At 68.7% G+C, this 12,148-nt stretch carries 16 protein-coding genes; 9 read left to right on the top strand and 7 right to left on the bottom strand.

Annotation, left to right across the window (positions count from 1 at the left end):
* Window positions 1-384: 384 nt before the first annotated feature.
* Complete coding sequence (gene nth / locus BM070_RS02050; protein WP_092937078.1) at window positions 385-1,023, bottom strand: endonuclease III; 639 nt, start codon at window positions 1,021-1,023, stop codon at window positions 385-387.
* Between the two features lie 225 nt (window positions 1,024-1,248).
* On the opposite strand from nth, the gene BM070_RS02045 reads away from it, so the two are divergent.
* The 5 genes from BM070_RS02045 (at window position 1,249) to BM070_RS02025 (ending at window position 3,983) form a co-directional block, all read left to right on the top strand.
* Entirely contained in the window at window positions 1,249-1,611 is a 363-nt protein-coding gene (locus tag BM070_RS02045) for a hypothetical protein (protein WP_092937076.1), read from the top strand.
* Window positions 1,608-1,895: a hypothetical protein gene (locus tag BM070_RS02040; RefSeq protein ID WP_092937074.1), complete on the top strand. Its 288-nt coding sequence runs from the start codon at window positions 1,608-1,610 to the stop codon at window positions 1,893-1,895. The genes BM070_RS02045 and BM070_RS02040 overlap by 4 nt, the downstream gene beginning before the upstream one ends.
* 75 nt (window positions 1,896-1,970) lie before the next feature.
* On the top strand, window positions 1,971-3,167 hold the full coding sequence (locus tag BM070_RS02035; RefSeq protein ID WP_092937072.1) for an aminotransferase-like domain-containing protein: 1,197 nt from the start codon (window positions 1,971-1,973) through the stop codon (window positions 3,165-3,167).
* A 75-nt stretch (window positions 3,168-3,242) separates the two neighbouring features.
* Window positions 3,243-3,467, top strand: coding sequence for a SlyX family protein (locus BM070_RS02030; protein WP_092937070.1), 225 nt, complete (start codon window positions 3,243-3,245; stop codon window positions 3,465-3,467).
* A gap of 117 nt (window positions 3,468-3,584) precedes the next feature.
* Window positions 3,585-3,983, top strand: coding sequence for a DUF6172 family protein (locus tag BM070_RS02025; protein WP_092937068.1), 399 nt, complete (start codon window positions 3,585-3,587; stop codon window positions 3,981-3,983).
* 314 nt (window positions 3,984-4,297) lie between these two features.
* Here BM070_RS02025 and BM070_RS02020 read toward each other — a convergent pair whose 3' ends face one another.
* Entirely contained in the window at window positions 4,298-5,671 is a 1,374-nt protein-coding gene (locus BM070_RS02020) for a DEAD/DEAH box helicase (RefSeq protein ID WP_092937066.1), read from the bottom strand.
* A gap of 192 nt (window positions 5,672-5,863) precedes the next feature.
* Here BM070_RS02020 and BM070_RS02015 point away from each other — a divergent pair, with 192 nt between their 5' ends.
* Window positions 5,864-6,229, top strand: a complete 366-nt coding sequence (locus tag BM070_RS02015; protein ID WP_092937064.1) for a translation initiation factor Sui1 — start codon at window positions 5,864-5,866, stop codon at window positions 6,227-6,229.
* An 8-nt stretch (window positions 6,230-6,237) separates the two neighbouring features.
* Window positions 6,238-6,471 carry a DUF3820 family protein gene (locus tag BM070_RS02010; protein ID WP_092937062.1) on the top strand — a complete coding sequence of 78 codons (234 nt, stop codon included), beginning with the start codon at window positions 6,238-6,240 and terminating at the stop codon, window positions 6,469-6,471.
* Window positions 6,472-6,775: 304 nt separating this feature from the next.
* Here the strand turns inward: BM070_RS02010 and BM070_RS02005 are convergent, their stop codons facing one another.
* Window positions 6,776-7,219: a group III truncated hemoglobin gene (locus BM070_RS02005; protein WP_092937060.1), complete on the bottom strand. Its 444-nt coding sequence runs from the start codon at window positions 7,217-7,219 to the stop codon at window positions 6,776-6,778.
* Complete coding sequence (locus BM070_RS02000) at window positions 7,216-8,124, bottom strand: HTH-type transcriptional regulator ArgP (protein ID WP_092937058.1); 909 nt, start codon at window positions 8,122-8,124, stop codon at window positions 7,216-7,218. The genes BM070_RS02005 and BM070_RS02000 overlap by 4 nt, the downstream gene beginning before the upstream one ends.
* A gap of 70 nt (window positions 8,125-8,194) precedes the next feature.
* Between BM070_RS02000 and BM070_RS01995 the strand changes: the two genes are divergently transcribed.
* Window positions 8,195-8,845: a LysE/ArgO family amino acid transporter gene (locus BM070_RS01995; protein ID WP_092937056.1), complete on the top strand. Its 651-nt coding sequence runs from the start codon at window positions 8,195-8,197 to the stop codon at window positions 8,843-8,845.
* Between the two features lie 93 nt (window positions 8,846-8,938).
* Window positions 8,939-9,274, top strand: coding sequence for a DUF190 domain-containing protein (locus BM070_RS01990; protein WP_092937054.1), 336 nt, complete (start codon window positions 8,939-8,941; stop codon window positions 9,272-9,274).
* Between the two features lie 22 nt (window positions 9,275-9,296).
* Here the strand turns inward: BM070_RS01990 and BM070_RS01985 are convergent, their stop codons facing one another.
* The 3 genes from BM070_RS01985 to BM070_RS01975 form a co-directional block, all read right to left on the bottom strand.
* Window positions 9,297-10,088, bottom strand: coding sequence for a MetQ/NlpA family ABC transporter substrate-binding protein (locus tag BM070_RS01985; RefSeq protein WP_092937052.1), 792 nt, complete (start codon window positions 10,086-10,088; stop codon window positions 9,297-9,299).
* 256 nt (window positions 10,089-10,344) lie between these two features.
* Complete coding sequence (serB, locus tag BM070_RS01980; RefSeq protein ID WP_092937051.1) at window positions 10,345-11,058, bottom strand: phosphoserine phosphatase SerB; 714 nt, start codon at window positions 11,056-11,058, stop codon at window positions 10,345-10,347.
* Between the two features lie 68 nt (window positions 11,059-11,126).
* On the bottom strand, window positions 11,127-12,041 hold the full coding sequence (locus tag BM070_RS01975) for a helix-turn-helix transcriptional regulator (RefSeq protein ID WP_175518391.1): 915 nt from the start codon (window positions 12,039-12,041) through the stop codon (window positions 11,127-11,129).
* Between the last annotated feature and the right edge of the window lie 107 nt (window positions 12,042-12,148).

Genomic DNA, 12,148 nt, shown 5'->3' with positions numbered 1-12,148 from the left:
GCAAGAGGTTTCAACCCACACGCCCACACGGGGCGTGACACCAGTGGATTACGCGGCGCGCTGCTTCGGTGCGGGTTTCAACCCACACGCCCACACGGGGCGTGACTGCAGATGCAGCAGTTCGGCATCGAGCTGCGCGAGTTTCAACCCACACGCCCACACGGGGCGTGACTGCATCTTTATAAACCTCTGAGTTAGCAACGTTTTTCCTCCCATCTGCGCGAACCTGACGCAAAAGGGTGAGGCAACGACAAGGGGAAGGCTTTCGTAGAAAAAAGTCCTTCCCCATCAATGTGTTGCACTGCCGCGAACCTTCGCTTTGCGCGCAGGTCGCTTGCGGTTCGCAGCCGGTGGGAGGTAGGTGCGTTGAGTGCTTGAATGGCCTCAGGGCGCCAGCGTCTTGGGCCGGTAGTCGCACCACTGCGACACCACGCATTCCCAGCACCGCGGCTTGCGGGCCTGGCAGACGTAGCGGCCCAGCAGGATGAGCCAGTGGTGCGAGTCCACGGCGTATTCGGCAGGCACGCGTTTCATCAGCTGCAGTTCGACGGCCAGCGGGTTCTTGCCGGGGGCGAGGCCGGTGCGGTTGCTCACGCGGAAGATGTGCGTGTCAACGGCCATGGTGGGCTGGCCGAAGGCGACGTTGAGCACGACGTTGGCGGTCTTGCGGCCCACGCCGGGCAGGGCTTCGAGTTCCTCGCGCGTGCGGGGCACCTGGCCGCCGTGGCGTTCCACCAGGATGCGGCAGGTCTCCATCAGGTGGCGGGCCTTGCTGCGGTAGAGGCCGATGGTCTTGATGTAGCTCTCCAGCCCTTCCAGGCCCAGGTCGAGGATGGCCTGCGGCGTGCCGGCCACGGGGAACAGCCGGCGCGTGGCCTTGTTCACGCCCACGTCGGTGGCCTGGGCCGAGAGCAGCACGGCGGCCAGCAGCTCGAAGACGGTGGTGTATTCCAGCTCCGTGTTGGGCAGCGGGTTGGCGGCCTTGAGGGCGGCGAAGAAGGGTTCGATGTGCGCGGTTTTCATGGCGTCTTGTGCGGTCTGCTGCGTGGGCTGCCGCCCGCCGGGGTAGCGCCGGGCGGAGCAGGGCAGGCCCAGGCGGGATGCGGTAGGGAAGGGCGGATGTTGCCGCCGAATATATGCCGGCGGCCCGCATCTTTACGCCATCTTGATACGCGCTTTCCTAGACTGCATCGCATGTTTCACCGCCGGGCGCCATGGCTTTTCAGCCACTGCGGCGCCCTGACAAACATGATCGATCTTTCCACCGCCGCCGTGATGCACCGCATGCCGCAGACGGCGCTCTGGCCCCTGCAGCGCGGCGATGCCGGCCGGGAGCTGATGGTGCTGCCGCTGCGTCTGCCGATGGCCGACCCGCTGACCTACCGCCGTGCGCTGCACGCGATTCTCGGAGACCGGCTGGCGGGCTACTGCATCGCCATCGACACGGCGCGCCGCTGGGTGCGGGTGGACCTGAACCTGCGCCGCGGCGATCTGGCGCAGTGCATGCGGCTGCTGGCGACGGGGCTGCGCAGTGCGGAGTTCGGCCGGGTGGCGCGGCATGCGTCGCCTGCGCGGCCGGCCGACGGGGTGGCTGCCGGAACCGCGCCGTGACCGCGCTGGAGGCGGCTGTGCCGCTGCTGGTGGCCTTGTCGGTGGTGTTCGTGCCGCTGCTGCTGGCCTGGTGGCTCATGGCGCGCAGCCCGTGCTGCCGGCCCGCGGAAGAGGGCGATGCGCCCCACCGCTTGTGCGCCTCTCCGGCCGACCCGTGCTGCAGCGGCGCCTGCCCGACGCCCTTCTGCACGGCTGCGCCCGCTGCGGCGCTGCACTGCCGGCGCTGCCCGCTGTCGGCACCGCATGCGCAGGTTCTGGGCTCGCCCGATCCGGCGTCAACCTGAACCCGGCGTAGCACCGAGGGTGTCGGCGGCTGCGGCTTTGGGCCACAATCCCGCGCTCAAAGGAGCCATCTCGCCATGCAATTCGCCGACCGTCTGAACAACGTTGAAACCTCTGCCATCCGCGAACTCTTCAAGCTGCTGGGCAAGCCCGGCATCATCAGCTTTGCCGGAGGTTTCCCCGACAGCGCGATGTTCGACGTCGAAGGCCTGCGCGCCGCCAGCGCCCGCGCGCTGGAAGAAGACCCCGGCGCGGCCCTGCAGTACGGCGCGACCGAGGGCTACGGCCCGCTGCGCGAGCAACTGGCCGCGCTGATGACCGGCAAGGGCGCCACGGGCGTGGCGCCTGACGACCTCATCGTCACCACCGGCAGCCAGCAGGCGCTCGATCTGCTGGGCAAGACGCTCATCAGCCCCGGCGACAAGGTCATCGTCGAAGGCCCGACCTTCCTGGCCACCATCCAGTGCTTCCGCCTCTACGGCGCCGAACTCATCAGCGCGCCCATCGACGGCGACGGCGTGCAGACCGATGCGCTGGAAAAGCTGATCGCCGAGCACCGCCCCAAGTTCGTCTATCTGATCCCCACCTTCGGCAACCCCAGCGGCGCCACGCTGAGCCTGGAGCGCCGCAAGGCCGTGCTGGAGATGGCCGTGCGCCACCAGACGGTGATCGTGGAAGACGACCCGTACGGCGACCTGTACTTCGGCGAAGCGCCCCCGCCCAGCCTGCTGAACCTGTCGGCGGGCGTGCCGGGCAGCCGCGAGCTGCTGGTGCATTGCGGCTCCCTCAGCAAGGTGCTGGCGCCCGGCCTGCGCGTGGGCTGGATGATCGCGCCGCCCGAGCTGCTGGCCAAGGCCACCATGTGCAAGCAGTTCAGCGACGCGCACACCAGCACCTTCGCCCAGGCCACCGCTGCGCAATACCTCAAGGCCGGCCGCATGCCCGCCACGCTGGACAAGGTGCGCACCGTCTATGCCCAGCGCGCCCAGGCCATGGGTGATGCGCTGCAGGCCGAGCTGGGCGATGCCGCCCAGTTCGTGCGGCCGCGCGGCGGCATGTTCTTCTGGGTGCGGCTGACCGGCGCGGGCGGCAAGGTGGCCGACGGCAACGAGCTGGCGCGCCGCGCCATCGACAAGGGCGTGGCCTTCGTGCCCGGCACGCCGTTCTTCTGCGCCCACCCCGACCACGCCACGCTGCGCCTGTCGTTCGCCACGGCCGACGTGGAGCGCATCCGCGAAGGCGTGGCCCGGCTGGGCCAGGCGCTGGCGGGCTGAGCGGCGCGCAACCGCTTTCTTCTTTCTTGCAAGGGCGTCACGGTGGCGCCCTTTTTTTGCGGTCCAATACGCCGCATGTCCGCCGAACCCCATCCCACCGAGCAGCGCCTGACCGAGCTGGAGATCAAGGCCAGCTACACCGAAGACCTGCTCGACCAGCTCAACCTGGTCATCTACCGCCAGCAGCAGGAGATCGACGCGCTGGCCCGCACCGTGGCCCAGCTGCGCCAGCAGATGCCCGAGGCCGGTGGCGGCGCGGGCGCACGCAACCTGCGCGACGAGCTGCCGCCGCATTACTGAGCCGGTCGGCACGCAGGGGCTGGTTTTGGCATCGAAAATGCCCTGCGGCCCTTTGTAAATAAGCGCCATGCGCTATTGAAATCATAGTAAAGCCGCGGCAGCGGTTACGATGGGCGCATGCGAAAAACCTATGTGCTCCATATCGAAGGCAAGAACCGCGACCGGCTGCTGGACGCGGCCCGTCACGACATCCACCGTTACCTGCGCCGCGAACGCCGCCGCGCCCTGCCCGAAGGCGTGCGCTTCTGGGACTTCGACTGCCGCTTCGGCAGCACGCAGGACGATGCCCAGAGCGTGCAGGTGGAAGACATCACGCGCCTGATCGACGACGTGGCGCAGTCGGGCGCCGCACAGTTCTACGTGGAGATCGTCGCCAAGCCGGGCGAGGGCATGCCCCGCAAGCCGGCGGCGCGCAAGGATGGCGCGGCAGGCGATGGCCCGCACGACGAAGACGGTGAAGGTGCCGATGGTGCCGATGGCGCGGGAGATGGCGGCGACGGAGGCGGCGGGGACTGACCTGGCCCCCTCAGAACGTGTTAACGATCTCGCAGGGGATCGCGTTGGAGCGCAATCGGGATGAGTGGATGCTTCGGATGCGCCGCATGGGCTCGTGCCCATGCAAGCAGCCGGGGCGTTCAATCGCCCGATTTCGCTCCAACCCGAAGGGCAGCGGTGTGGGCGGGCGGTCTGCGGCGTTGCCGCGCTTGTGGATAGCCGTGCTATCCACTGCGCACCGCGCCTTGCATCCCATCCCGCCCACACCGCTGCGCGACCCCTGGGAGATCGTGAACACGTTCTCACAGACCGAATGGCCGGCAGGCCCGCCGGCCTCAATCCGCTGCGGGCTTGCCGGTGCCGCCGGCCTGGGCGGCGGCAGCAGCTGCCGCGCGCAGCTTGTCCTTCTTGCTCGGGCGCTTGCCCTTGATGCCGCCTGTGCCGGGTGGCAGCTTGCCGGGGCGCTGGGCTGCCTGGGCCGCAGCGTCGGTATCAGCGCCGGCATCGCCCGCAGCCGCGTCTGGCGTGGCGGTGGCAGCCGGCTCCAGCGCCACCTCGAATCCCGCGATCTGTTCCACCGGCAGCGCCAGCAGCCCGTGCCGCTTGGCGAGCAGCCGCCAGTGCGGCGCCGTTTCGGGCGTGACGAAGCTCACCGCCGTGCCGCTCGCGCCCGCCCGGCCCGTGCGGCCGATGCGGTGGACGTAGTCGGCCGCGGCGCGCGGCAGGTCGTAGTTCACGACGGCCGGCAGCCCGGCGATGTCGATGCCGCGCGCCGCCAGGTCCGTGGTCACCACCACCTGCCAGCGCTCGTCCTTGAATTCCTGCAGCACCTGCCGGCGCGTGCCCTGGCTCAGCCCGCCGTGGAAGGGCGACGCGTAGATGCCCGCCTTGTAGAGCTTTTCCGCCACGTGCTCGGCCGCGTATTGCGTGGCGACGAAGACCAGCACGCGGCTCCAGCCGGCTTCGTCCTTGAGCAGTTGCTTGAGCAGCTGCGTGCGGCGGGCGGCTTCGACCGCGATGGCGCGCTGGGCGATGTCGGGGGCGGTTTCGGGCGCCTGCGGCACGTCGATGCGCAGGGGGCCGCGCAGCAAGCCCTCGGCCAGCGTGGCGACGCCGGCCGGGAAGGTGGCCGAGAACAGCAGGTTCTGGCGCCGTGCGGGCAGCAGGGCCAGCACGCGCTGCAGCTCGTCGGCAAAGCCCAGGTCCAGCAGTCGGTCGGCCTCGTCCAGCACCAGGGTGCTGACCTGCGCGAGCGAGAGGGCGTTGTGGTCCACCAGATCGAGCAGCCGGCCGGGCGTGGCCACCATCACGTCGGCGCCGCCGCGCAGCGCCATCATCTGCGGGTTGATCGACACGCCGCCGAAGGCGACGGCCACCTTGAGCGCCTGGCCGGGCAGGTGGCCCGCCAGTTCACGCAGCACATCGCCCACCTGGGCGGCCAGCTCCCGCGTGGGCACCAGCACCAGGGCGCGCAGGCGGCGCGGGCCGTGGCCGGGGGTGGCCATCTGCGCCTGGGGCAGCAGTTGCTGCAGCAGTGGCAGGCCGAAGGCGGCGGTCTTGCCGGAGCCGGTCTGCGCGCAGCCCAGCAGGTCGCGGCCCTGGAGCACGGCGGGAATGGCCTCGGCCTGGATGGGCGTGGGCGCGGTAAAGCCCAGGGCATTGGCGGCGTGGACGAGGGCAGGAGAGAGGCCGAGGGCGGCAAAGGGCATGGGCAGGCAGACGAGAGCCGGGCGACCGCAGCGCGGCAGAAAAGGCCGTATGCGCCGGGTGCGAAGGCATGTGGGAACGAAGCCGCGATTGTGGGGCATGGCCCGGGCGCCGGGATAATCGGGCCCTTCCGGGTTTGCATGCCCACCTGCCCGCCTCGTCCCTTCCCCTCTGTTTTTCTGGAGCCTTCTGCCATGCGCCTGAGCGATCTGGGCAGCCTCGTCTATTCCACCGAATCCGGCCGCATGTGCCCCGACTGCCGCCAGCCCGTGGCGCAATGCGCCTGCGCTGCCGCACGGGCCGCGGCGGTGCCGGCGGGCGACGGCATCGTGCGCGTGTCGCGCGAGACCAAGGGCCGGGGCGGCAAGGCGGTGACGCTGGTCAAGGGCGTGGCCTTGCCGGCGGCCGAGCTGGCGCAGCTGGGCAAGCAGCTCAAGGCCGCCTGCGGCACGGGTGGCACCGTCAAGGACGGCGTGATCGAGGTGCAGGGCGACCATGTGGAGCGCGTGATGCAGGCGCTCAAGGCGCAGGGCCACACGGTCAAGCGGGCAGGGGGCTGAGCCGTTCCATGGACCCCGCACAGCTCGAACGCCTTTTCACGGTGACCATGCCCTTCGGCAAGCACAAGGGCACGGCGATCGCCGATCTGCCGGGCAACTACCTGAACTGGTTCGCCCGCGAGGGCTTTCCGTCCGGCGACATCGGCCGCCTGCTGGCGCTGATGCACGAGATCGACCACAACGGCCTGGGCGATCTGCTGGCGCCGCTGCGCGCGGCCCGGGGCGGATCGCGCGGCGGCTGAGCGCCCTCAGAACGTGTTCACGATCTCCCAGGGGTCGCGCAGCGGTGCGGGCGGGATGGGATGCAAGGCGCGGTGCGCGGTGGATAGCATGGCTATCCACAAGCGCCGCAACGCCGCAGACCGCCCGCCCACACCGCTGCCCTTCGGGTTGGAGCGAAATCGGGCGATTGGACGCCCCGGCTGCTTGCATGGGCATGAGCCCATGCGGCGCATCCGAAGCTTCCACTCATCCCGATTGCGCTCCAACGCGATCCCCTGCGAGATCGTGAACACGTTCTCAGCGCCGTGGCGCCAGCGCGCCCGGTCAGCCGTGGCCGTGCTCGCGTCCGTGTTCCTGGTCGCTCTCCAGCGCGAAATCCGGCAGCCGCCCGATGAGCGCGCGGAACAGGTTGCGCGCCACGCCGTGCGCAGCCTGCTGCAGCGAAAGCGCCACGTCCGGCACGAAGAGGCGGCTGGTGTGCTCGCCCCAGAGCCGCACCCAGGCCGCGAAGTGCGCGGGCGTCACGCCCTGCAGCGGCCGGTGGCTGGCCAGCACGTTGCCGCGGTAGCTGCGCGCGCCCAGCGCCACGGTGCTCCAGAAATCCACCATGCGCTGCAGGTGCGGCTCCCAGCGGCCGTGCAGCGCGGCCTCGAAGACCGGGCCCAGCAGCGGGTCGCGCCGCACCTCGGCATAGAAGCCGTGGACCAGGCGGGTGATGCTCTCGGCATCGGGCGTGGCGATCAGGCCATGGGTTGCATCGGCAGTCATTCGGCGTCTCCCAGCCAGTCGTGCGCGGCGGCCATCACGCATTGCGTGAGCCGCTCCAGCCCTGCCTGGGCGTTGCGCGGGTGGGCCCAGTACATGGGCACGTCCAGCGTCAGGCCGGGGGCGAAATCCACCAGCACGCCCTGCGCCAGCTGCTCGGCGATCATCACCGTGGGGTGCATGCCCCAGCCCATGCCTGATTCGCAGGCGCGCAGGTAGGCGAAGTTGCTGGGCAGGAAGTGGCGCGGCGGGTGCCGGCGCGGCAGGACCATGCCGTGCTGCTGCATCCACTGGTCCTGCAGCCGGTCCTGGCGGCCGTAGGCCATCATGGGCGCATCGGCCAGCGCCTGCGGCGTGGGGCCCTGCGGAAAGTGCCGCGCCAAGAAGGCGGGGCTGGCCGTCGCCACGTAGCGCATGGTGCCCAGCGGCCAGGTGTTGCAGCCGGCGATCGCCGTGCCGGTGGCGGTGACAGCGGCCAGCACCTCGCCCTCGCGCAGGCGCTGGGCCGTGTGCTCCTGGTCGTCGATGCGGATGTCCAGCAGCTCGTTGCCGCCGGCCGTGAAGGCGCGCATGGCATCCATGAACCAGGTGGAGAGCGAATCGGAATTCACCGCCAGCTTCAAGGCCGGCGCGGGCGCGTCGCGGTCGGGCATCAGGCTGGGGTTGCTGCGGCGCAGCTCGTTTTCCAGCAGCGCGACCTGCTCCACATGCAGGCAGAGGCGCCGGCCCGCATCGGTGCCGGTGCAGGGCGTGCCGCGCAGCACCAGCACCTGGCCCACGCGCTCTTCCAGCTGCTTGACGCGCTGCGAGATCGCCGAGGGCGTGACGTGCAGCTTGCGCGCCGCGCGCTCGAAGCTGCCTTCGCGCACCACTGCGGCGAGGGCCTCCAGTCCGGCGTAGTCGAGCATTCAGTTTTGCTTCATATTGGTTAGAGGATTTAAGTTTACTTAAATGCGGCGCGTTTTGACAATCGACCGCATGTGGACCGATTCCTCTTCCTCTTCTCTCTCTGCCTCGTGGCTGGCCGGCTTCACGGTGTGCCTGTCGCTCATCGTGTCCATCGGCGCGCAGAACCTCTACGTGCTGCGGCAGGCCGTGCAGGGGCGGCACGTGCAGGCCTGCGTGCTCTGGTGCGTGCTGAGCGACGCGGTGCTGATCGGCCTGGGCGTGGCGGGCATGGCGCAGCTGCTGGGCGATTCGCCCGTGCTGGCCCACTACCTCACGCTGGGCGGCGCCGTGTTCCTCTTCGCCTATGGCGCCTTCGCCTGGAACCGCGCGCTGTTCGCGCCGCAGGCGGGCCTGCAGGTGAGCGGCCGGGCGGAGCGCGGCGTGATGGGCGTGCTGGGGGCGCTGGCCGTCATCACCCTGCTGAACCCGCATGTCTATCTGGACACGCTGGTGCTGATCGGCTCCATCGGCGCGCGGCAGGACGGAGGGCTGAAATGGGTCTTCGTGGCCGGTGCCACCTGCGCCAGCCTGCTGTGGTTCGTGCTGCTGGCCGTGGCCGGGCGCCAGCTGCAGGGCGTGTTCGCCAATCCGCGGGCCTGGCGCTGGCTGGATGCGCTGACGGGCACCATGATGTTCGCGCTGGCCTGGTGGGTGGCGAGCGGGCTGGCCGGCGCCGACTGAAGCAGCAAGCAGTGCGCCTGGCCTGGATGCGTCGGCAGAGACCGGGGCCGCCGTATGCTTCGGTCCTTCACGCAGCCAGACAGGGAATCCGCCATGAAGGGTTATCAGATCACGTTCTTCGCCGAGCAGGAGCATCGGCATGGCCACACTCCCTTGGGCGACTGGCTGCTGCAGTTCGCCAAGGAGCAGGGCGCCATGGGCGGCAGCCTGCTGGGGGCTGCCGAAGGCTTCGGCGAGGCGGGCCGCATGCATTCGACCCATCTGTTCGATCTGGCCGAGCAACCCGTGATGGTCACCGTTTCGGCCACCGAGGCGGTGGCCGAACGGCTCCTGGCTGCGCTGGCCCGGGAGCCGGTCACGGTCTTCTACGTCAAGCTGCCCATGGAATACGGGCGCATCGGTGCGGCCTCCCCGCCGCTGGGCGGCTGAGAGGAGGCGCGCCGCAGGGCACTCAGAACGCCGGGACGATGGCGCCCTTGTACTTCTCTTCGATGAACTTCTTCACTTCGGGCGTGTGCAGCGCCTTCACCAGCTTCTGGATGGCGGGGTCGTTGATGCGGTCCCGGCGGGCGGCCACGAAGTTGGCGTAGGGCGAATCGGCCGATTCGATGAACAGCGCATCCTTGGTCGGGTTGAGCTTGGCTTCGATGGCGTAGTTGGTGTTGATCAGAGCCAGGTCCACGTCGTCCAGCGCGCGGGGCAGCAGGGCGGCTTCGAGTTCGCGGAACTTCAGCTTCTTGGTGTTCTTCACGATGTCGATGGGCGTGGACGTGATGACGCGCGGGTCCTTGAGCGTGATCAGGCCCTGCTTTTGCAGCAAGAGCAGCGCGCGGCCGGCGTTCGACGGATCGTTGGGGATGGCGATGGTGGCGCCGTCCTTCAGCTCGCTGATCGACTTGATCTTCTTGGAGTAGGCGCCGAAGGGCTCCACATGCACCTTGCCGCCGGGCACGGCGACGATGCTGCTCTTGCGGTCCTTGTTGTAGCTGTCCAGATAGGGCTGGTGCTGGAAGAAGTTGGCGTCCAGCTGCTTGTCTTCCACCGCGGCATTGGGCTGGATGTAGTCGCTGAATTCGCGCACCTGCAGATCGACGCCCTGAGCCTTGAGCTGGGGTTTGACGAAGTTCAGGATCTCGGCGTGCGGCACGGCGGACGCGGCGACCTTGAGCACCACGTCGGCGGCGTGCGAGCTCAGGGCGAGCGTGGCCAGCGCGAGGGTGGAGAGGGCTTTCTTCAGGAACATGACTGCTTCACTTTCAGGCTAGAGATGCAGCGAGTCTAAATCCCCAAAACGGTGCGGGCCACGTTTTAATTTTCATATTGATATAACGCAGCAGGTTCTTATGCTGCGTTGGTGTGGCCCGCGCGGTGGCCCAACCTCTAGATAAAATACCGCTGCAGCGCGCGTGCAGCCTGCGGTATTTGCTATCAAATCAATAGTGATTCGGCTGCGCCGCCCCTCCGCGCCGCACCTCCGCGCAGCACTTCAGCTCAGCACTTCAGCTCAGCACTTCCAGTAGCCGGTCCAGCCCGCCCTCGTTGATCGCCACCTTGGCCTGCGCGCGCACGGCCGGCTTGGCGTGGTAGGCGACGGAGAGGCCGGCCACGCCCATCATGGGCAGGTCGTTGGCGCCGTCGCCCACAGCGATGGCCTGCGAGGGCGAGATGCCCATGAGCGAGGCCACTTCCAGCAGCGTGCGGCGCTTTTCCGCGCCGTCGCAGATGTCGCCCCAGGGCTGGTCCACCAGGCGGCCGGTGAGCTGGCCCCCTTCCATCTCCAGCACGTTGGCGCGGGCCAGGTCGATGCCCAGGCCTGCCTTGACATGGTCGGAGAAGAACGTGAAGCCGCCCGAGACCAGCAGCGTGGTGAGGCCCGCGGCCTTGGCCGCGGCGATGAGCTCGCGCGCGCCGGGGTTGAAGCGCAGGCGGTCGCGCAGGACCTGCTGCATGTGCTCCACGCTCACGCCGCGCAGCAGGGCCACGCGCTGGCGCAGGCTTTCCTTGTAGTCGGTGATCACGCCCTGCATGGCGGCCTCGGTGATGGCGGCGACCTCGGCCTTGCGGCCGGCCGCGTCGGCGATCTCGTCCACGCACTCGATGTTGATCAGCGTGGAATCCATGTCGAAGGCGATCAGCTTGAAATCCGCGAGGCGCAGGGGCGGCTGGATGCCCTGTACGTTGAGGTCGGGGGCGAATTCGGTGGCGTTTGTCATGTGCGTGCGAAGCGGTGGAAGGCAGGCGGAATGGGCGAAAGTGGGCGATGTTATCGCTCCGCCGCCGCCTATCGCCGCTGTGCGATCGTCTCCCGGGGGAGCTCGCCGTACGCCGCCCGGTACTGCAGGGCGAACAGGCCCATGTGCGAAAAGCCCCAGTTCAGTGCGATGGCCGAGATGCTCAAGGGCTGGCCAGGGTCCAGCATGTCCCGCCGCGCGCCCTTCAGCCGCAGCTGGCGCAGATACTGCAGCGGGCTGGTTTGGTTGAAGCGCTGGAACGACAACTGCAGCGCGCGCGTGCTCACCTCTGCGGCGGCGGCGATTTCTCTGACGGTGAGAGGCTGGTGCGCGTGCGCCTGCATGTACTCCATCGCGCGCCGCACCTGCCTTGGCAGCAGGGCGGGAACGCGCTGCTGCCCGAGGACTTCGCTGTAGCTGTGCGAGGTGCCGTGCAGCAGCAGCTGGATCATCGACTCTCTCAGGCTCGTGGACGCCACTGGTGCCGTGGCCAGCGGCGCGGCACCCGTCATGCCCTCCTGAAGAGCCTGGCCCATGAGGAATAGGCTGCGGAAGACGGGGGCATCGCGTTCGACGCGCAACGTGAAACGGACCCGGGAGACCACCGGTGCCTCGATCAGTTCGGACAACGCGGCATGCAAGGTTTCCGTTGCGATGGAAATGCCCACGGTCCGCGAGCGCTCTTCGAAGATGGAGCGCGTCACCGCGTACGAATCCAGCAGGTAGATCGCGCCATCGGCCTGTATCGGGTTCACCTCGCCACGATCGAACTGCAGTATCCGGCCCTGGGACGCGGAGCATACGTGGTAGGCATCGAAGGTTTCGGTGGCATGCAGATCGAAGCCCGAATCGGTGGACAGGCTCGCCACGCTGAGTCCGCCGACGGCGGCTCCGGAAACGCCCATGTCCAGCCCGTTCGACAGCGCGGCGATCGTCTTGATCCGTGAGTAGGCTGCAGACATCATCTGCCTTGCCTCGTCTGCGTCCCTGGTCTGCCATTGAAGCATCCGCGGCTGGTGATTCACAGCCATATCACGACCCTATCCCTTTGTAGCCGCGGTGGTCAGAGGTC

The organism is Paracidovorax wautersii, from assembly GCF_900113035.1.
In the GTDB taxonomy this organism is placed as follows: domain Bacteria; phylum Pseudomonadota; class Gammaproteobacteria; order Burkholderiales; family Burkholderiaceae_C; genus Paracidovorax; species Paracidovorax wautersii.
This window is presented reverse-complemented; position numbering and strand designations above follow the sequence as displayed.